Below are 19,453 nucleotides of genomic sequence, written 5' to 3' on the forward strand. Positions count from 1 at the left end.
TGGCGCCTGCTGCACTGAACAGGAGAGTCGATCATGGCCTCTCAAACCCAAACGATCTGTTGGACGCCCACGTGGAATGAGAAACAGAAGGGAGTCGGACTCGAACATCTTCTTCTGGGGGAGGGCGAGGCCGACAGCACCATCCTGGCGATCGACGACGAGCATGGCCCGTTCCAACTCAGCTATCAGCTTCACTGGGACGCTTATTGGCAGATCCGCAGCGCAGAGCTGCTCGTCAAGACAGCACGCTTCACCGGATCGCTCAGCCTGCAAACTGACGGTCTCGGTCGTTGGCAGCATCGCGATGGCCGCGCCATTGATGAATTGGACGGTTGCAGAGACATCGACATCTGGCCCACTCCGTTCACCAACAGTTTTCCGATCCGCCGCGAACCGTTGCAGGTGGGTGAACGGCGCCTTTTCCGCATGGCGTGGATATTTGCCCTCGACCTCACTTTCCACGCGCAGCCGCAGGCCTACACGCGCCTTTCCGACAGCCTCTATCTTTTCGAGAATCTTGACGGAACGGGCTTCCGTGCGGAGCTTCCGGTTGATGACGAAGGCATCGTGCTTGACTACCCGGAACTCTTTCGCCGCGTGAAGAGCGGCCACTAGCCCGAAGCGCCGATCAAGCATGAGATTTTCGGGACAACTTAAATCTTGGGATGCCGAGCGTGCCTTCGGCTTCATTGAGCCCACTGACGGCGGCCAGGAGATCTTCTTGCATGTCTCCGCTGTCCCGACGCAGCTGCGCCCGCCGAAGATCGGTCAGCGCTTCACCTTCGAAGTCGAACTGAACCGAGAAGGCAAGAAGCGCGCTTCAAATGTTGGCGTGGAGCGTGCACCGCTCAAGCGCCGTCAACCGAGAAGAGACTCCCCAGCACACTGGAGCAGGGTCAGCGCACTCGCGATTCCTGTCTTCATCGCCATCTACATCGCTCTGGCGTTGACCCGCGGCGTATCGATCTGGTTTGCGGGAGCCTATGGCGCTCTCAGCATCGTCTGCCTGATGGCATACGCGTCTGACAAGTGGGCTGCCCTGGCCGGTCGGTGGCGCTGGTCGGAGAAGTCATTGTTGCTTCTTGGGCTCGTCGGTGGTTGGCCGGGAGGTCTCGTGGCTCAGCAGTTGCTTCGTCACAAATCAAGCAAGGCATCGTTCCGCAGTGCTTTCTGGGTGACCGTGGTTGCGAATGTCGCTGCCTTCGTCGTCTTTCACGTGTACATCAAGGCCGCACTGCCGCTCATCTGACCAGACCCACACACCTTGGGAGAACTCATGTTTGATCACGTCAAATTCGGCGTCAGCGACTATGAAGCGAGCAAAGCGTTCTTCCTCGCGGCACTGAAACCGCTCGGCGTAGCCGTTGTGTCGGAGGGCTCGCCTGCGTACGGTGTCGAGCTCAGCCAGCCGAACGGCAAGGTGTCGCTGTGCTTGTGCCAAACGGCGGAGAAGCCCGCGCATCTCCACCTGGCGTTCGTGGCTGAGAGTCGCCAGCAAGTCGATGCCTTCTATCGCGCAGCGCTGGAGGCGGGTGGCAAAGACCATGGGGCGCCGGGTCTGCGCCCGAACTATCACGCGAACTACTACGCGGCTTTCGTCATCGGCCCGGATGGGCACAACATCGAAGCGGTCTGCCACGCATCCGAGGCCTGACAGCCCAGCCATCTCCGTCACGTGGGTGGCCGACGATGCCGCTTCAGTCAAACATTCCGCTACATCACCAAATCATGAACGTCTCTCTAGAGTCACCCGATCAGCCTGAGGTCATCGCCCTCATTGCCGAACTGGACGCTTACCAGGACGCGCTCTACCCGCCGGAGAGCAGGCATGCGCTGGACCTGTCGTCGTTGAAGCAGCCGAACGTCTTGTTTGCCGTCGCACGGGATGAATCGCATCGCGCGCTTGGCTGTGGCGCCATTGTTCTGAACCCGGAGTTCGGTGAGCTCAAGCGCATGTATGTGAGCCCGCAATGCCGTGGTCAGGGAGTCGCCAGGCGCCTCATGGCCTTGCTCGAGTCGAAGGCCGCGGAGCTTGGCTGCAGCTTGCTCAAACTCGAAACAGGTCCCTTCCAGCCTGAGGCATTGGGCCTGTACGAACGCTCTGGTTACGAGCGCAGGGGGCCGTACGGCAAGTACGCCGACGACCCGCTGAGCGTCTTCATGCAGAAGCGTCTTCTCCCAGGCACCGCTGTCAGATGAAGCAAGGGCGAGCCTGACGCAGCGATCTCAGGCGGCCGCCTTCAGCATGCCCTTGGTCTCGATGAAGGCCACTACTTCGGCGAGGCCGGTCAGCGTCTTGAGGTTGCTCATCACGAAAGGCCGGTTGGGCCGCATGCGTTTGGTGTCGGCTTCCATCACGCCGAGGTCGGCGCCGACGTAAGGGGCGAGGTCGGTCTTGTTGATGACGAAGAGGTCGCTCTTGGTGATGCCGGGGCCGCCTTTGCGCGGGATCTTCTCGCCGGCGGCGACGTCGATCACGTAGATGGTGAGATCGCTCAGCTCGGGGCTGAAGGTGGCGGCCAGGTTGTCGCCACCGGACTCGATGAACACGATGTCGGCGTTGGGAAACTTCTCGAGCATGCGGTCGACGGCTTCGAGGTTGATCGACGCGTCTTCGCGGATGGCGGTGTGCGGGCAGCCGCCGGTCTCCACGCCCATGATGCGTTCGGCGTCGAGCGCGCCGGCCACCGTGAGCAGGCGCTGGTCTTCCTTGGTGTAGATGTCGTTGGTGACGACCACCAGGTCGTATTGCGTGCGCATGTGCTTGCACAGCATCTCGACCAAGGTGGTCTTGCCCGAGCCGACGGGGCCGCCGACGCCCACACGCAGCGGCGGGAGTTTCTTCGTGCGATGGGGGATGCTGTGCAAGGTGTTCATTCGCCGATTATCTGCGCGGTGCAGCAGCCTCAGGGCCTTCCGTTGCGGTCGATCAGCGCGGGGGCGGCGGGCGTTGGCCTGAGCCGCCGGGGCCGCCAGCTGGCCGAGCGGCGAGCACGCCGTTCGTCATCTGGCAGGTGCCGGTGAGCGTCTCGCCGCTGCGACCGGTGAAGCTCACGCTGGCGCCTTCGGCCTTGCCCTTGCAGGCTGCAATGGCTTCAGGAGGTGGGCCAGGCGGAGCGCCGCTGGCCGGCGGTGCGGGCGGCTCAGCGGTCGTGGAGGTCGCGGCGGCCGTGGCAAAGCCGATGAGCGCCGCGCCGCAGGCGGCGATGACCGGGGCGATGAAGCGGATGTTGAGCATGGTGTTTCGTCCTGTCATGGAGTGCGCTCCTTGCCGTTCGGGGGTCAGACGGCGACGCCGACGTTCAGGGCAATGGCGTAGCCGGCCGAGACACTGCCGCTGATGGTGGGCGTCTCCAGCGTGGCGCCGTCGCTGAACACGCCGTCGGTGGACAGGCTGACCTGGCTGAAGTTCGAGACGCTCGCGCTGTAGCCGGTCGTTGCGAACACGGTGTCGCACTCCGCCTCCGGCATGGCGATCTGCGAGGTCTTGATCTTGTTGGTGGCGACCGTGGCTTTGGCCAGGCTGGGATAGACCTCGAAGTGGATGTGCGGCCAGCGGCCGGCGTAGCAGGCGGGGAAGATGGTCGTGAACGTCACCTGGCCATTGCTGTCGGTGCTCTGCACGCCGCGCAGGTAGTTCTGGTTGGTGACACCGGAGGAGTAGAGCGAATACAGGCCCTCACGGCTGCAGTGCCAGAGGTAGATCGCATAGCCCTCGAGGCTGGCGCAGCTGCTCTTCGTGTTGACGAGGGTCAGGGTGACGGTCAACGGCACACCGGCCGCGGTGCCCGAGGCACCGGCGATGCTGGTGCGGATGTCGCTGCGCACGATGCCCGACAACGTCAACACGTTGACCACGCCGCTCGAATTGCTGTTGGAGCCGTCGCCAGGGTAGGGGCCGGCCGTTTCTTCGGGGATGACGGAGCAGGTGCTCGTGCCGCTGCTGCCGGTCGATGAGCTGCCGCCAGTGGTACTGGTCGTGCTGGTGCCGTCGTCGTCGCCACCACCGCCGCAAGCCAGCAAGGGGGCGACTGCGGCACCGGCGGCCAGCCACAGCAAGGAACGCCGGCGCTTCAGCATCGTGTTCAGGTCGTGGGCGAGGCCGTGGTCGTGGTCATGAGTGTGCATGGTGGTGCTTCCGTGAAGTGATGGGTGCAATGGTGTGGGGCGACTGTTGCAGGCGTATCCGCTTTGTGTGTCAACGCCGAAGCGGTCGCTACAAGACGCCTCGCGTGCAGCGCAAATGGGCGCTCACGTCAGCTCCCGCGGTGTGCGGCGGTCGGATGAGCGGCTGCCCATCCTTGCGGTGCCGTCGGGGACGAGCTGTGCCCGGGAGGCCTGCGACTTGACCCATTCGGCTTGCAAGGTGTCGACGCCATGGGTGATCCGGCGCAGCCAGGCCAGCGCGACCGCCGTGTGGCCGCTCTTGACCAGCCGCTCCGCGATCACGCCGGCCTGCTGGGTGGCAGCGAGCAGGCGGCTCGGTTCAAGCGCCGAATCCAGGTCGGCGATGGCCAGGCGCTGCACCAGGGCCTGCAGCTCGTCGGCACCGGGCGCTTGCATGGCAATCATGCGGCGATGCCGATGGTGAGCGCGGCGGCATAGCCGGTGGTCACGCTGCCGGTCATGCTGGCCATCTGCAGGCTGGTGCCGTCGCTGAACACGTTGTCGTCGGCGAAGCTCATCTGCGCAAGGTTGGCTGCGCTCGGGCCGTAGCCGCGGGTGGCGTAGACCTCCTGGCAGGTGGCGACCGGGAAGGCGAGCTGTGATGTCTTGAGCTGGTTGGCAGAGCCGGTGGCGGTGGCCAGGTTGCGGTACACCTCGAAGTGGATGTGCGGCATGCGGCCTGGGTAGCAACCGGGGAAGACGGTGCTGAAGGTCACCCGGCCCGCGCTGTCCGTGACTTGCAGGCCGCGCAGGTAGTTCTCGGCCGTCACGCCATCGGAATACATCGAGTACCGGCCGGCCGCGTCGCAATGCCACAGGTAGATGGCGTAGCCGGCGAGGTCTCTGCAGTTCGACAGAGTGTTGACGAGGCTGAGCGTCACCGTCAGCGCCATGCCCGTGGCCACGCCGGTGGCACCGGCGAAGCTGCTGCGGATGTCGCTGCGGTCGATGCCGGCGAGCATCAGCGCATTGGCCACGCCGCTGTCTGTGCTGTTGGATCCGTCGCCAGGGAAGGGACCGGCCGTCTCTTCGGGGATCACCGCGCAGGTGCTGGCGGCGCTGGTGTTGCCGGCCGATGCCACCGTGCTGATGCCGGTGCTGCCCGACGTGGTGCTCGTCGCCTTGCCACCGCCGCAGGCGAGCAGCGGTGCGCTGGCGACGCCTGCCGCGCCGGCGAGCCACAGCAGCGCACGCCGGCGCTTCTGCAGGGTGGTCAGGTCGTGGGCCAGCCCTTCGGGGTGGTCGTGGTGCGGCATGGTGGCGTCTCGTAACTCGCGATGACGCCAGTCTGAAGACGCGCTGTATCCACCGTATCGCCTTTTTGTGTCAAGGCCGACACGGTTGCATCAAGCCACCCCGGTGCCCACCGATTCTTTCAGGGGCAACAGCAGTTCGGCACGCAAGCCACCGCCTTCGCGGTTGGCCAGCGTGAGCTGCCCGCCATGGCGGCGTGCCAGGTCGCGGGCGATGTACAGGCCCAGGCCAGTGCCGCCGGTCTGCTTGCTGCGCGAGGTGTCCACGCGATAGAAAGGCTGGAAAACCGATTCGAGCTGGTCGGCCGGGATGCCGGGCCCGCGGTCGTCGATCAGCAGCTGCACGCGGTCGGCCTGCACCTGGACCGAAATGTCGGCCGAGCCACCATGGCGAATCGCGTTGCTCAGCAGGTTCGCGACGACGCGGTTCAGTGCGGCCGGCTGGCCCGGTACCACGGCCGGCTCGGTGGCCTCAGCGTTCTGCAGCGTGACGGCATGGCCCTGCTCGGCCAGGTCGTCGGCGAGCGATTGCACCAGCGCGCGCAGGTCGACGCGCAGCGGTGCAGCCGCCGTCCCGTGGTTGAGCTGCATCATCTCCAGCACGCTGGCGATGAGCTGGTCCATCTCGCGCACGTCGTTGATGGAGCGCTCGGTGTGGGCGTTGGGCTCCATGTGCTCGAGCCGCAGGCGCAGGCGCGAGAGCGGCGTGCGCAGGTCATGCGAGATGGCCGCCATCAGCAGCGCCTGGGCGCTGAACTGCTCATGCAGACGGCGTGACATGGCGTTGAACACCTCGGCCGTCCGGCGCACTTCGAGCGTGCCTTGCGTTTCGTCCAGCGTGGGTGCGGGCCGGTGCGAGCCCAGTCCCTGCGCCAGCGCGCGCGAGGCGTCGGCCAGCTGGCGCATCGGCATCGACAGCCAGCGGGCGCCGATCCATGCGGCTCCGCCGATGACGATGCCGCGCACGAGGTAGTCGATCCACAGCCAGCGCCCGAGCGGGCTGTCGTCCGGCGGGCCGCCATCGGGCGGCCGGTCCATGCCCGGCCCACCCATCGGCGGCAGCGAAGGCATGGGCGGCAGGCCTGCTTCATGTGGCATGCCGTCCGGGGGCGGTCCCATCAACTCCTGCACCGACAGGAAGCCGGCCAGGTGGCTGACGACCAGCGCCACCCACATCAACAGGAAGAGGCGCTTGAACAAGGTGTCTTCGAGAGGGTTCTTCATGGCAGCTCTTGCCAGGCCTGGGTAAGCGACGCGGATGCGCGGGACGTCATCCCAGATCGGCGTCGAAGGAGTAGCCCTCGCCCCGCACGGTGCGGATCAATGCCGGGTCATCCAGCTTCTGCCGCAGGCGCGAGACCGCGAGGTCGATGCTGCGGCCGGTGATCTCGACGCCGGGCGCATGGGCCAGGTCGAGCAGGCGGTCGCGGCTGAGAACACGCCGTGGGTGGTCGACGAAGGCCGACAGCAGGCGGAACTCGGCGCTCGACAAGGCCAGCACCACCTGCTGCGGCGAGCTGAGCTGGCGGCGCAGACGGTCGAACACCCAGCCGTTGAAACGCACCACCGCATCGGGCTGCTCGGTGCTCTGCGGGCTGCGCCCGGAGACCGAGCCGGCACGCCTCAGCACGGCGTTGATGCGGGCCACCAGTTCGCGTGGCTCGAAGGGTTTGGGCAAGTAATCATCGGCCCCCAGTTCGAGGCCGACGATGCGACTCGCCGGGTCGCCCTGGGCCGTGAGCATGATGACCGGCAGCGGGTAGCTGCTGCGTACCCAGCGGCACAGGTCGAGCCCGTTGGCGTCGGGCAGCATCACATCGAGCAGCAGCACGTCGAACGGGTCGGCGGCGCCAGGCTGGCCGGTGGGCAGCGTGCGGCGCAGCGAGGCGCCGTCGGGCAGCGTGGTGACCCGCATGCCGTACTGCTGCAGGTAGCCGGCCATCAGCGTGCGCAGGTCGGCGTCGTCGTCAACGAGAAGCGCGTGGATCATGAGGACTCCCCGCTCGCCGCGTACGTCGATCGACCCTCCAAGAGGGTCGGGCCTTGCTTGGGAGCGGCCCGGCGCGGCGGCCCGCCTCGTTGAGGGTAATGTCGCTTCATGAACGGAAGAGACGCGAGTACTGCGTCTCGTGTTGCGCCGAGAGGATGGCGAGCATCGGCGTGAAGGCCTGCCGCTCGCTGTCCATCAGGCGCATGGCGTGGTCGACGGCATCGGGGATGGCGGCGCTGAGCTGCGACAGCACGCGCTGGCCCGCACTCTGGCCGAGCGGCACTGCCTTGAGCGCGGCCTGCATCATGTTCTCGGCCCAGCTGAAAGCGAAGCTGAGCAGGCTGTCGCGCCACGGCGCGCCGGTTTGCGCCGCGGCGAGCGCGAAGGCCACGGGCCAGGTGGGTGCGGGCTTCAGGGCGCCGAGCTGCGCGACGCGGGGGTCGACCGCTGCGTCGCCAGGCAGGCCGCGGTTCTTCAGCCACTCGACCAGCGAGCGGCCCATCTGCTCGGTCTGCAGCCTCATCTCGCTGGCTTCACGCGTGGTCGTGACCCAGGCGTTGAGTTCGGCGATGGAGGTGATGTCGGCTCGCTGCCAGGCCTTGAAGGCCTTGGCCGCCACGGCCAGCTCACCGCGCGCCAGCCCGAGGTGCAACTGGTCGAGCAGCCACGATGCCGTCTGCGCTTCGTTGGTGACCAGGCCTGCTTCGACGGCGGCTTCGAGGCCTTCGGAGTAGCTGAAGCCGCCCACTGGCAAGGCCGGCGAGGCCAGCCACATCAGTTGCAACAGCGATGTGGCGGAGAGCGCCGGGCTGCCGCGGCGCGAACTGGGCTTGGACCTCATCAGTGGTCGTGCTGGCAGCCGGGCCCGTGGACATGGCCGTGCCCATGCTCGTGGGGGTGCTCGTGCTTGGCCTCGTGCTTGTGTTCGTGCTGATGTCCGTGGTCATGCCCGTGATCGTGGCCATGGGCCGCGTGGTCGTGCCCATGGTCCTGGTGGCCGTGGCCATGCCCGCTGGCGGCGTACGCACCGCCTTCCGGCTCGAACGGAGCCAGCTCCTCGGTCACGATCAGGTGCATCTGGCGCAGCATGTCGGCCAGCACGTGGTCGGGTTCGAGGTGCAGGTGGTCGGGCTGCACTTCGAGCTGCACGTGGCGGTTGCCCAGGTGGTAGGCGGCGCGCAGCAGGTCGAGCGGCGTGCCATGGTCGGGGCAGGTGCGCACCACCAGCACCGGCTGCGGCGTGGCAACCACTTTGACCAGCGAGCCGTCTTCGGCCACCAGCACGTCGCCGCCGCGCACCGCGGTGCCGCGCGGCAAGAAGACGCCGAGCGTGCGGCCTTGCGAGTCGTCCGTGTCGAAGCGGCTCTTCTGCCGGGTGTCCCAATCGAGCACCACAGTGGCGGCGCGTTTCAGCAGGGCGGGCGCCAGGCCGGCGCCTCGGGGAATGAGTTTGTTGATGGTCAGCATGGGGGTCTCGCGTAGCGCTGGTGAACGGTAGCCGCGAGTGTGACATCAGCACGGTTTGGTTTCGTGTCTGCCGGTTGCGCCAGCGTTTACGTAACTTTTCCGTGGCTTCAAACCACGGAGGCTGGCTTACAGTCTGATGTCGCCAGTCGCGTTCCGCTCATCCACACAGGAAGATAAAACCATGTCCCGATTCACCTTCGCATCCGCGCTGACCGCCCTGGCTTCTGCCGCACTGCTTGCTGCCTGCGGCGGCGGCGCCGCAAGCGTCGGTGGTACGGTCAGCGGTCTGCCGAGCGGCAACACCGTCACGTTGCAGAACAACGCTGCCAACGACCTGGCCGTTACCACCAACGGCAGCTTCTCGTTCAGCAACACGATCGAGTCCGGCACGGCCTACGCGGTGACGGTCCTGACGCAGCCGGTGAGCGCCAGCTGCTCGGTGACCAATGGCACCGGCACCATCGATTCCTATGGCAGCGATGTCAGCAACGTCACTGTCACGTGTACGAGCACCGCCTCGGTCACCGGCACCATCACCGGCTTGGCCAGCGGCACGGCGGTTACGCTCGTGAACAGCGGCTCGAACCTGGTGATCGCCGCCAACGGGACCTTCGCATTCCCCGGCATTCTGGCCGCCGGCACAGCCTACAGCGTCACGGTCAGCACGCAGCCCGCTGGGCAGACCTGCACGGTGTCGAACGGCTCTGGCACGGTGGTCACGGGAACGCCTACCGCCATCGTCGTGAGCTGCGCCTGAGAGAAGCACGCCACGCTGAAAAGCGTGGCGTTTGATGCCGCTCGCTTGATCAGCGGGCCGGCTTGTTCGTGGAGAAGGCGGTCAATAGGCCGAGCCCGATGAACGATGCGCCAGCCGCCCGCGTGCCCCAGCGGGCATGCGTCCCGAGGCGGCTCAGCCGGGGTGCGATCAGGCTCGCTGCGAGCACGTAGCTCAGATCGGTGCAGCCGGCCACGGCGCAGAACAACCCACCGAGCGCGAGGCTTTGCGGCAGGTGAGGCGCGGTGGCGCTCATGAACTGCGGCAGGAAGGCGGCGAAGAACAGCGCCGTCTTCGGGTTCAGCAGCGCGACCACGAAGCCATCGCGAAAGATGCGCGAGTGCTTCATCGCCGGCAGCGCGGCCGCCGCCGGGCCGACGCTGTTTGCCGAGCGCAGCATGCGCACGCCCACATACATGAGATAGCACGCGCCGGCCCACTTCACCACCGTGAACGCCATCGACGACACCGCGAACAGTGCCGCCAGGCCGAGGGCTGCGCCGATGGCATTGCCGAGGTTGCCCAGCGCCACGCCGGCGACCGATGCGAGCCCCGAGCTTCGACCCTGCGACAGTGTGCGCGTGAGGATGTAGACCACGGCCGGCCCCGGTGTCAGCGCGAGGATCAGGCTGGCGGTGATGAAGGCCAGCAGCAGGGGCAGCGGTGGGAGCAGGTCGGCGAGCATGAGGTCTCCTTCGTGATGTCGGTGATGCAGTATGTTGCCAGCCAAGCCGGCAGAGCGGCGGCTAGGCCACTGACGTGAAGAACCGACGGGCCGCGGCTAGCGCCGGCGCATCGGTCGCCACGTCGCCGGGGCGGCTGCCGTGGCCCAGCAGCACGCCCTTCCATTCCATGCGCAAGTAGTTGGCGGTCAGCCGCAGCGTGCCCAGCAACGGCTCGGCGCCCGCAGCGTCGTCACCGCTGATGACCGTGACGACCCACAGCCTCTTGCCGGGCATGCGTGCCTTGAACTCCATGCCCGGCACGCGCATCCAGCCCGACCAGTGGTCCAGGTAGAGCTTGGCGCTCGCCGGCAGGCTGTACCAATAGACCGGTACCACCATCACGAGGTCGGTGCACCAGAGCGTCGCGTCGGCGAGTGTGGCTTCGTGGCCTTCAGGCGCCGGGTAGACGCCGACGTCGTGACGGATGTCCAAGAAGGGCTGGAGCGGCGTTTCGCTCAGCCGTAACCAGCTCTGCTCGACGTCGGCGGGCATGGCCAGCGATGCTTCGCGCGCAAGCTGCTCGGCGTTGCCGCCGACGCGCGCGCTGGACAGCACGAAGAGGAAGCGTCTCGAATCGTCGGGCTTGGTGCTCATGGCCGCAGTAGACCACTTCGTGTCGCGCCGCTGAGGCCGTCGCCGGCAAGGCCTCTGCGTCGCCTCAGAACAGGAAGTACTTCTGCGCCATCGGCAGCACGGTCGCGGGCTCGCAGGTCAGCAGCACGCCATCGGCGCGCACTTCATAGGTCTGCGGGTCGACCTCGATGTTGGGTGTACCGCTGTTGTGGATCATGTCGGCCTTGCCGATCTTGCGGGTGTTGCGCACGGCCACCGCGCGACGCTGCAGGCCGAGCTGCTGCGGCACGTTGAGGTCGATGGAAGCCTGCGACACGAAAGTGACGCTGGTCGCGTTCATCGCCGCGCCGTACGCGCCGAACATCGGCCGGTAGTGCACCGGCTGCGGCGTGGGGATGGAGGCATTGGGATCACCCATTGCGGCCGCGGCGATCATGCCACCCTTCAAGATCAACGAGGGCTTCACGCCGAAGAAGGCGGGCTTCCACACCACCAGGTCGGCGAGCTTGCCCACTTCGATCGAACCCACCTCGTGCGAGATGCCTTGCGTGATGGCGGGGTTGATCGTGTACTTGGCGATGTAGCGCTTGACGCGGAAGTTGTCGTGCCGCGCGCTGTCTTCAGGCAGCGTGCCGCGCTGCTCCTTCATCTTGTGCGCCGTCTGCCAAGTGCGGATGATCACCTCGCCCACCCGGCCCATGGCCTGGCTGTCGGACGACATCATCGAGAACACGCCCACGTCGTGCAGGATGTCTTCGGCCGCGATGGTTTCGCGGCGGATACGGCTCTCAGCGAAGGCCAGGTCTTCGGCGATCGACGCATCGAGGTGGTGGCACACCATCAGCATGTCGAGGTGCTCGTCGACCGTGTTCACGGTGTACGGCATCGTCGGGTTGGTCGACGAGGGCAGCACGTTCGACAAGCCCGCGCACTTGATGATGTCGGGCGCATGGCCGCCACCCGCGCCCTCGGTGTGAAAGGTGGCGATGGTGCGGCCCTTGAAGGCGGCGATGGTGTCCTCGACGAAGCCCGACTCGTTGAGCGTGTCGGTGTGGATGGTGACCTGCACGTCGTGCTTGTCGGCCACGCTGAGGCAGCAGTCGATGGCGGCTGGCGTGGTGCCCCAGTCTTCGTGCAGCTTCAGGCCGTAGGCACCGGCCTCGATCTGCTCTTCTAGTGCGCCAGGCAGGCTGGCGTTGCCCTTGCCCTGGAAGCCCAGGTTCATCGGGAACGATTCAGCGGCCTTCAGCATCTGGTGGATGTACCAGGGCCCCGGCGTGCAGGTGGTGGCGAAGGTGCCAGTGGCCGGCCCGGTGCCGCCGCCGAGCATGGTGGTCACGCCGCTCATCAGCGCCTCTTCGATCTGCTGCGGGCAGATGAAGTGGATGTGGCTGTCGATACCGCCAGCGGTGATGATGTTGCCTTCGCCCGCAATGATCTCGGTGCCCGGGCCGATGACGATGTCGACGCCGGGCTGCACGTCGGGGTTGCCAGCCTTGCCGATGGCGCTGATGCGCCCGGCCTTGAGCCCGATGTCGGCCTTGACTATGCCCCAGTGGTCGATGATCAGCGCGTTGGTGATGACGGTGTCTGCCACGTCTTTGGCGAGCCGCTGGCTCTGGCCCATGCCGTCGCGGATGGTCTTGCCGCCGCCGAACTTCACCTCTTCGCCATAGGTGCCGGCGGCGAGGGTGAAGTCTTTCTCGACTTCGACGATCAGGCCGGTGTCGGCCAGGCGCACCCGGTCACCGGTGGTGGGGCCGAACATCTCGGCGTAGGCGCGTCGGTTGATGGTTGCCATGTGATGTCTTCTTAGGTTCGATGCGAAAAACCCGTTCGGCCTGAGGTATTGAAGACCTGCTCAGATGAACGCGCGGCTTCGATGCCTCAGCCCGAACGGTGGGTGGTGTGTGGCCAGCGGATCAGAGTGCCCCTTGCACCAACCCACGAAACCCGTAGGCCTTGCGGTCGCCTGCGAAGTCGACCAGCTCCACGGTGCGCTGCTGGCCAGGCTCGAAGCGCACCGCGGTGCCCGAGGCGATGTTGAGCCGCATGCCGTGCGCGGCCTGGCGGTCGAACTTAAGCGCGGCGTTGGTTTCTGCGAAGTGGTAGTGCGAGCCAACCTGGATCGGCCGGTCGCCGCTGTTCTCGATCACCAGCGTGATGGCGCGACGGCCGGCGTTGATGGTGATGTCGGGGCCGTCGGTGAGCAGTTCTCCGGGGATCATCGCGGCAGCCTCAGGCGATGAGCAACGAGGCGCCGAACAGCGCGACGGCAGCACCCGCCACACGCGGCGCCCACACGCTGCGTTGTTGCAGCAGCTTGCCGGCGGCGAGGCCTGCGCCGTGGAGCAGGGCCGTTGCGCTGACCATGCCGATCAGCGACCACGCTGCCTGAGGGCCGGCCAGTTCGGCACCGTGCGCCACGCCGTGGAAGAGGGCGAAGCCGGCAGCGAGCAGCGCACCTGCTGCCAGCGGCAGGCGGGCGTTGGTGGCGACCAGCAGGCCCAGCACCAGCACCGAAGCCGCAATCATCGGTTCGATGGCGGGCAGCGCGAACCCGGCCAGGCCGAGCATGGCGCCGATCAGCAATGCGCTTGCGAACGCGAGCGGTGCCACCCAGATGCGCTTCGTGGCGAGTGCGCTCCAGATGCCGAGCGCGACCATCGCCGCCATGTGATCGAGGCCGGTGAACGGGTGGATAAAGCCGGCGGCCAGCGCTTCGGCGGCGTTGTGCACATGAGGCGCGGCGCCGGTGTGGGCGAGTGCCAGGCTCGGCACCACGGCCAGGGCGAGCAACGCTGTGCGGGTAGCGGCTTGGCGAGAGATGAGACGGGTCATGCGATTCTCCTGATGAGGGATGTTGCCCTAGGGCCTGTTCATACCAAATGGGCGCTCGCGCCCAGGGTCTGCGAGGTGCAGGGCAAGGCGCGGGCGAGGCCGTGTGCTTCTTGCACACAACGAGCCCGCAACGCCGCCATGCGCCTCGCAGACCCTGGGCCCGGCGGGTGATCTAATGAAACGGCCGCCTACAGCGTTGCAAATGCTCGCTGTAGCAAGTGCTACAGCTGCGCTTTGCGCCTCGTTGGCGGCCGTTTCATTAGTCACGCGAGCGCCCATTTGGTATGAACAGGCCCTAGCGGTCATGTGATCGGTTGGTGCACAGTCACCAGCTTGGTGCCGTCGGGGAAGGTGGCTTCGATCTGGATCTCGGGGATCAGCTCGGCGATGCCGTCCATCACATCGGCGCGGGTCAGCACGGTCTTGCCTTCGCTCATCAGCGCGGCGACGGTCTTGCCTTCGCGGGCGCCTTCCATGATGGCGGCGCTGATCAGGGCGATGGCTTCGGGGTAGTTGAGCTTCAGTCCCTTGGCCTTGCGGCGCTCGGCCAGCAGCGACGCCGTGAAAATCAGCAGCTTGTCTTTTTCTCGAGGGGTCAGTTCCATGGTGGTGCGGCAGTGCAGAAGGTATGCAACATCTTAGGGCGCGGCAGGCCGTTGTGGCATGGGGCTTGCGCGGGGACAACGCATGAAGCTTGCCACGTCCACGCCACCTGACAACCCGCGCCTCGGGCCTGCCATGGTGCCCGAACCCGCTGGTGCAGCGCAGGCCGATGGCGCCGTTCAACGGGTGGTCAAGGTCCGCCGCGACTACAACAGCTGGGTCGCCCGCGAGACGATGGAAGACTATGCGCTGCGCTTCGCACCGCACAGCTTTCGCAAATGGTCGGAGCTGCGCGTGGCCAACACGGCCTTCGGCGCGGCCTCGTTCCTGGTGCTCGAAGCGGTGGGCGCCACGCTGCTGGTTCAGTACGGCTTTCTGAACGCGTTCTGGGYCATCCTCGCCACCGGGTTGATCATCTTCCTGGCCGGCCTGCCGATCAGCATCTACGCTGCGCGCCATGGGCTGGACATGGACCTGCTCACTCGCGGTGCCGGCTTCGGCTACATCGGCTCGACCATCACCTCGCTGATCTACGCGAGCTTCACCTTCATCTTCTTTGCGCTCGAAGCGGCCATCATGGCCTACGCACTGGAGCTGGCGTTCGACATCCCGCCGGCCTGGGGCTACCTGATCTGCGCACTCGTGGTAATCCCGCTGGTGACGCACGGCGTCACGGCGATCAGCCGCCTGCAAGTGTGGACGCAGCCGCTGTGGCTGCTGATGCTGATCGTTCCCTACATCTTCGTCTTCAAGCACAACCCCGGTGTGCTGTCGGAGCTTGCGAACTACGGCGGCAGCGACGGGCAGGGCACCAAGTTCAACGTCTACCTCTTCGGCACCGCCATGACGGTGGGCATTGCGCTCATCACGCAGATGGGCGAGCAGGTCGACTACCTGCGCTTCATGCCGGAGAAGACCGAGGCCACGAAACGCCGCTGGTGGGCGGGCGTGCTGATCGGTGGCCCCGGCTGGGTGGTGCTGGGTGTGGTCAAGATGCTCGGTGGCGCCTTGCTGGCGTACCTGGCCATCAGCCACTCGGTACCCACCGACCGCGCAGTCGACCCGAACCAGATGTACCTCGCGGCTTACGAATACGTGTTCGCCCGCCCGGGCTGGGCGGTGGCGGCGGTGGCCTTGTTCGTAGTGATCTCGCAGCTCAAGATCAACGTCACCAACGCCTACGCCGGCTCGCTGGCGTGGAGCAACTTCTTCGCGCGCCTCACGCACAGCCACCCCGGCCGCGTGGTGTGGGTGGTGTTCAACACCACGATCGCGCTGATGCTGATGGAGCTCGACGTCTTCAAGGCGCTCGGCGGTGTGCTCGGGCTGTTCTCGAACATCGCTATCTCCTGGATCATGGCCGTGGTGGCCGATCTCGTGATCAACAAGCCGCTGGGTTTGTCGCCGCCCGGCATCGAGTTCAAGCGTGCGCATCTGTACGACGTGAACCCGGTCGGGGTGGGGGCGATGAGCGCGGCCTCCATGCTGTCGGTTGCGGCCTATCTCGGCATGTTCGGGCCGCTGGCCGAGGCGTTCTCTGCTCTCATCGCGCTCGTCACCGCCTTGATCGCCTCGCCATTGATTGCGTGGTGGACGAAGGGCAGGTACTACATCGCACGGCATCACGACACGCAATCCCCTGCGGTGGCGGCTCTCCGAGACGGCGCTCGCCGGCCTTGGGGCGGTCCGGCACCCGCCCGGCCCGACACGAAGCCTGGCCTGTTCACCCGCCTCCAGAGCTGTGTGATCTGCGAACGCGAATACGAAGCCGACGACCTCGCGCATTGCCCGGCTTACCTCGGCAACATCTGCTCGCTGTGCTGTTCTCTCGATGCGCGCTGCAACGACCTGTGCAAACCCGAAGCGCGCCTGTCGGCGCAGTGGGCCGGCGCACTGCGCGCGATGCTGCCGAAACGGGTGTGGCCCTACATCGACACTGGCCTCGGCCACTACCTGCTGTTGATGGCCATCGTGGTGCCGCTGTTGGCCGGCATGTTCGGTCTGCTCTACCACCAGGAGGTGCGCACCCTCGGCGAACAGGCCGCCACCTTCGGCCCCACGCTGCGGCTCGGTTTTCTCAAGGCCTTTGCGGCGCTGTTGTTGGTGAGCGGCATCGTCGCGTGGTGGCTGGTGTTGACACACAAGAGCCGGCAGGTGGCGCAAGAAGAATCCAACCGCCAGACGCAGGCCGTGCACGAGCAGACGCTGGCGCTGCGCCGCGAGATCGACTCGCACCGCCGCACCGACGACCAGTTGCAGAAGGCCAAGCGCAGCGCCGAACTCGCCAACCAAGCCAAGAGCCGCTACATCACCACCGTGAGCCACGAGCTGCGCACGCCGCTCAACAGCATCCTCGGCTATGCGCAGCTGCTGGAAGAAGACGCGTCCATCCCAGCGCACCGCAAGCAGGCGGTGAGCGTGATCCGCCGCGGCGGCGATCACCTGCTCTCGCTGATCGAAGGCACGCTCGACATTGCGCGCATCGAAGGCGGCAAGTTGAAGCTCGAGTCCAAGCCGCTGCGTTTTCGCGATTGCGTGCAGCAGATCGTGCGCATGTTCGAGCTGCAGGCCGCGGGCAAGGGCATCGAGTTCCGGGCCGAGCTCGCCGACGTGCTGCCAGCAGTCGTGCGTGCCGACGAGAAACGGCTGCAGCAGATCCTGATCAACGTGCTCGGCAATGCCGTGAAGTTCACGCACACCGGCAGTGTGGTCTTCCGCCTTCGCTATGCGCGCGAGATTGCGCAGTTCGAGATCGAAGACACCGGCCCAGGCATTGCGCCCGACGAGATCGAGCAGATCTTCGAACCCTTTGCGCGCGGCAGCGAGGCCACCAGTGGTGGCACCGGCCTCGGCCTGACCATCAGCAAGATGCTCACCGACCTGATGGGCGGCGAGATGACGGTGAGCAGCACGCAAGGCGTCGGCACCGTCTTCCGCATTCGCCTTTTCCTGCCCGAAGCGCGCGGCGCGGTGGCCGCGCTCGAGGTGCCGCGCGCCAGCCGCATCGGTTACCGCGGCGAGCGCCGGCGCATCCTGATCGTCGACAACGAAGAGGTCGACCGCTCGCTGCTCGTGAGCATGCTGCAGCCGTTGGGCTTCGAGCTGATGCAGGCGGCGTCGGGTCACGAATGCCTGGAGGTGGTGGCGGCGTTCGCGCCAAATGCCGTTCTGATGGACCTGGCCATGCCGGGCATCGACGGGTGGGCAACGATCCGCGCCATCCGCTCGCAGCAGCTGAGCGCGGCGCCCATCGCCATCGTGTCCGGCAACGCCTTCGACAAGGAGCTCGAGAACGACGTCGGCATCACGCCGCAAGACTTCGTGCTCAAGCCGGTGCGCGTGCACGAGTTGCTTGACTGGCTGGGCACCCGCCTCGCGCTGGAGTGGTTGGAGTCGCCGCGTGTCTCGGCAGACACCGGCACGCCGACCACCGTGTCGGCGGATTGGGTGTTGCCCGGCGAAGCCGATCTCGAGGCGCTGGACGAACTGGTCCGCCTCGGCTACTTCCGCGGCATCGTCAACAAGCTCGACAAGATCGAGGCCGACGATCCTGCGCACGCGGGTTTCGTGAACCATCTGCGCGGCCTGGTGCGCCAGTTCCAGCTCGATGCCGTGAGCCGGGTCTTGACCAAGGCGCTGCACGACCGGCACGCCACCTGAGCGTGGCTGCGCGCCTGCGCAGCCCGAACGACTGCGCTGTGAAGCGAATACTCGGCTGAGTTTCCGAAGGCGCGTTCGGTATCCACGCGGGCGCTGTGAAGTGATTCACACCTCAGCGAAGCCTCAGGTCTTGATCAGCAAATCATCAGGGGTCGGTCATGCCTTCTGCGTGCCCGCGCTTCAGACTCGTTCTTGACGTTCAAGACGGCTGTCTTGTGCGACCCAATGAGGCTGTGCAGATGATGAAGCGTGACGAGTTCGTATTCCATTTCGATTCATTGGCAGGACGTGATCCTGAGCAGGTGGCGATGTCCTGTGCCGTGCCCGCTGTGTCGGGCAGCAGGGCCCTCCAAGCCGGCTTTACGCTGATCGAACTGATGATCACGGTGGCGATCATCGCGATTCTTGCTGCCGTCGCTTTGCCGGCCTACACCGACTACGTGCTCCGCGGCCGGCTGGTGGAGGGAACGAATGCGCTGTCCGCACTGCGCGCGCAGATGGAGCAGTACTACCAGGACAACCGTACCTACAAGGACGTCGGCTCGTTCAAGAGCCCATGCGACGACGACAAGGTGCCGGCACTCAAGTACTTCAACGTCAAGTGCTCGAACGTTGACAAGACCACCTACACGCTGACCGCTAGCGGCACGGGCATGACCGCCGGGGCTACCTACATCGTGGACCAGCAGAACACGATGACCACCACGGGCCTCCCCACCGCCTGGGGCGCGGCGCCTTCGAAGAACCAGTGCTGGATCATGCGCAGAGGCGAGACATGTTGAGTGATGCCCGGCGCAGCAGCGGCTTCACCCTGATCGAGCTGATGGTCACCATCACGCTGATCGCCATCTTGATGCTGCTCGCCATCCCCGCCTTCGGCACCTGGTCGGCCGACGCACGTGTGCGCAGCACGGCCGAATCGCTGCAGAACGCCTTGCGCATGGCGCAGCTGACGGCGGTGGCCCGCAGCCGCTCGACCGTCTTCGCGTTGACGAATGCCACGCCGGCCGCGAATGCCGCGCCGGTGGCCAATGGTCGCAACTGGTACATCGAAGCGCTGCCGATGGCCGACGAGGATGAAGACAAGGTCTCCGACAGCTTCATCCAAGGTGCCACGGTGGCCGGGCAATACGGCGTGACGATCGCCGGGCCGGCGTCGCTGTGCTTCAACTCGCTAGGGCGTCAAGTCACCAAGACGCTCACCAAGCCATCGACCACCTGCACGGCACCGACCGACGACAACACGGCGACCACCAAGTCCGACACCCTCGGCACCTACACGGTCTCCAAAGCCGGCGCCTCGCGCAAGTTGCTGGTGCGCGTGTACCTCGGAGGGCGAGTTCGCATGTGCGACGCCGCCAAGACACTCATCAACAATGAAAACCCGGACGGGTGCTGA

General features: G+C 66.1%; 23 protein-coding genes. 8 read left to right on the top strand and 15 right to left on the bottom strand.

Translation table 11 applies throughout. The features are described 5' to 3' along the window. Positions 1-33: 33 nt before the first annotated feature. From AC1DYS_RS06870 to AC1DYS_RS06885, 4 genes are all read left to right on the top strand, one after another. On the top strand, positions 34-615 hold the full coding sequence (locus tag AC1DYS_RS06870) for a putative glycolipid-binding domain-containing protein (RefSeq protein WP_477897404.1): 582 nt from the start codon (positions 34-36) through the stop codon (positions 613-615). A 19-nt stretch (positions 616-634) separates the two neighbouring features. After that, complete coding sequence (locus AC1DYS_RS06875) at positions 635-1,249, top strand: DUF1294 domain-containing protein (protein WP_477897406.1); 615 nt, start codon at positions 635-637, stop codon at positions 1,247-1,249. Between the two features lie 27 nt (positions 1,250-1,276). After that, a complete protein-coding gene (locus tag AC1DYS_RS06880) occupies positions 1,277-1,654 on the top strand; it encodes a VOC family protein (protein ID WP_477897408.1) in 378 nt (125 codons plus the stop codon). Positions 1,655-1,728: 74 nt separating this feature from the next. Then, a complete protein-coding gene (locus AC1DYS_RS06885; protein WP_477899578.1) occupies positions 1,729-2,199 on the top strand; it encodes a GNAT family N-acetyltransferase in 471 nt (156 codons plus the stop codon). A 27-nt stretch (positions 2,200-2,226) separates the two neighbouring features. Here the strand turns inward: AC1DYS_RS06885 and ureG are convergent, their stop codons facing one another. The 9 genes from ureG to ureE form a co-directional block, all read right to left on the bottom strand. Beyond that, positions 2,227-2,877 carry an urease accessory protein UreG gene (ureG, locus tag AC1DYS_RS06890; RefSeq protein WP_477897410.1) on the bottom strand — a complete coding sequence of 217 codons (651 nt, stop codon included), beginning with the start codon at positions 2,875-2,877 and terminating at the stop codon, positions 2,227-2,229. A 52-nt stretch (positions 2,878-2,929) separates the two neighbouring features. Then, the gene (locus AC1DYS_RS06895; protein WP_477897412.1) at positions 2,930-3,256 is read right to left on the bottom strand and encodes a hypothetical protein; all 327 of its coding nucleotides are present in this window, start codon (positions 3,254-3,256) and stop codon (positions 2,930-2,932) included. Between the two features lie 26 nt (positions 3,257-3,282). Continuing rightward, positions 3,283-4,128 carry a dioxygenase family protein gene (locus AC1DYS_RS06900; RefSeq protein WP_477897414.1) on the bottom strand — a complete coding sequence of 282 codons (846 nt, stop codon included), beginning with the start codon at positions 4,126-4,128 and terminating at the stop codon, positions 3,283-3,285. 123 nt (positions 4,129-4,251) lie between these two features. Continuing rightward, the gene (locus tag AC1DYS_RS06905; protein ID WP_477897416.1) at positions 4,252-4,572 is read right to left on the bottom strand and encodes a hypothetical protein; all 321 of its coding nucleotides are present in this window, start codon (positions 4,570-4,572) and stop codon (positions 4,252-4,254) included. Further along, positions 4,569-5,423, bottom strand: a complete 855-nt coding sequence (locus AC1DYS_RS06910; RefSeq protein WP_477897418.1) for a dioxygenase family protein — start codon at positions 5,421-5,423, stop codon at positions 4,569-4,571. The genes AC1DYS_RS06905 and AC1DYS_RS06910 overlap by 4 nt, the downstream gene beginning before the upstream one ends. 90 nt (positions 5,424-5,513) lie before the next feature. Continuing rightward, positions 5,514-6,644 (bottom strand): ATP-binding protein, encoded by a 1,131-nt coding sequence (locus AC1DYS_RS06915; protein ID WP_477897420.1) that lies wholly within the window; start codon positions 6,642-6,644, stop codon positions 5,514-5,516. 46 nt (positions 6,645-6,690) lie between these two features. Further along, entirely contained in the window at positions 6,691-7,410 is a 720-nt protein-coding gene (locus AC1DYS_RS06920; RefSeq protein ID WP_477897422.1) for a response regulator, read from the bottom strand. A gap of 106 nt (positions 7,411-7,516) precedes the next feature. After that, on the bottom strand, positions 7,517-8,251 hold the full coding sequence (locus AC1DYS_RS06925; RefSeq protein WP_477897424.1) for an urease accessory protein UreF: 735 nt from the start codon (positions 8,249-8,251) through the stop codon (positions 7,517-7,519). Continuing rightward, positions 8,251-8,877, bottom strand: coding sequence for an urease accessory protein UreE (ureE, locus tag AC1DYS_RS06930; RefSeq protein ID WP_477897426.1), 627 nt, complete (start codon positions 8,875-8,877; stop codon positions 8,251-8,253). The genes AC1DYS_RS06925 and ureE overlap by 1 nt, the downstream gene beginning before the upstream one ends. A 181-nt stretch (positions 8,878-9,058) precedes the next feature. Between ureE and AC1DYS_RS06935 the strand changes: the two genes are divergently transcribed. Next, positions 9,059-9,634 carry a hypothetical protein gene (locus tag AC1DYS_RS06935; RefSeq protein WP_477897428.1) on the top strand — a complete coding sequence of 192 codons (576 nt, stop codon included), beginning with the start codon at positions 9,059-9,061 and terminating at the stop codon, positions 9,632-9,634. 49 nt (positions 9,635-9,683) lie between these two features. Here the strand turns inward: AC1DYS_RS06935 and AC1DYS_RS06940 are convergent, their stop codons facing one another. From AC1DYS_RS06940 to ureA, 6 genes are all read right to left on the bottom strand, one after another. Further along, a complete protein-coding gene (locus tag AC1DYS_RS06940) occupies positions 9,684-10,337 on the bottom strand; it encodes a LysE family translocator (protein WP_477897430.1) in 654 nt (217 codons plus the stop codon). 61 nt (positions 10,338-10,398) lie between these two features. Next, positions 10,399-10,971 carry a flavodoxin family protein gene (locus AC1DYS_RS06945; protein WP_477897432.1) on the bottom strand — a complete coding sequence of 191 codons (573 nt, stop codon included), beginning with the start codon at positions 10,969-10,971 and terminating at the stop codon, positions 10,399-10,401. A gap of 64 nt (positions 10,972-11,035) precedes the next feature. Continuing rightward, on the bottom strand, positions 11,036-12,751 hold the full coding sequence (gene ureC / locus AC1DYS_RS06950; protein ID WP_477897434.1) for an urease subunit alpha: 1,716 nt from the start codon (positions 12,749-12,751) through the stop codon (positions 11,036-11,038). Positions 12,752-12,872: 121 nt separating this feature from the next. Beyond that, a complete protein-coding gene (locus AC1DYS_RS06955) occupies positions 12,873-13,178 on the bottom strand; it encodes an urease subunit beta (protein ID WP_477897436.1) in 306 nt (101 codons plus the stop codon). Positions 13,179-13,188: 10 nt separating this feature from the next. Further along, positions 13,189-13,791, bottom strand: coding sequence for a HupE/UreJ family protein (locus AC1DYS_RS06960; RefSeq protein WP_477897438.1), 603 nt, complete (start codon positions 13,789-13,791; stop codon positions 13,189-13,191). A gap of 302 nt (positions 13,792-14,093) precedes the next feature. Next, positions 14,094-14,396, bottom strand: a complete 303-nt coding sequence (gene ureA / locus AC1DYS_RS06965; RefSeq protein WP_047492318.1) for an urease subunit gamma — start codon at positions 14,394-14,396, stop codon at positions 14,094-14,096. Between the two features lie 82 nt (positions 14,397-14,478). Here ureA and AC1DYS_RS06970 point away from each other — a divergent pair, with 82 nt between their 5' ends. The 3 genes from AC1DYS_RS06970 to AC1DYS_RS06980 all read left to right on the top strand — a co-directional run bounded on the left by AC1DYS_RS06970 (position 14,479) and on the right by AC1DYS_RS06980 (position 19,453). Continuing rightward, positions 14,479-18,054 (top strand): hybrid sensor histidine kinase/response regulator, encoded by a 3,576-nt coding sequence (locus tag AC1DYS_RS06970; protein ID WP_477897440.1) that lies wholly within the window; start codon positions 14,479-14,481, stop codon positions 18,052-18,054. Between the two features lie 239 nt (positions 18,055-18,293). Next, the gene (locus tag AC1DYS_RS06975) at positions 18,294-18,836 is read left to right on the top strand and encodes a type IV pilin protein (protein WP_477897442.1); all 543 of its coding nucleotides are present in this window, start codon (positions 18,294-18,296) and stop codon (positions 18,834-18,836) included. Beyond that, the gene (locus tag AC1DYS_RS06980; protein WP_477897444.1) at positions 18,830-19,453 is read left to right on the top strand and encodes a pilus assembly FimT family protein; all 624 of its coding nucleotides are present in this window, start codon (positions 18,830-18,832) and stop codon (positions 19,451-19,453) included. The genes AC1DYS_RS06975 and AC1DYS_RS06980 overlap by 7 nt, the downstream gene beginning before the upstream one ends.

The organism is Rhizobacter sp. P2_G4, from assembly GCF_056403575.1.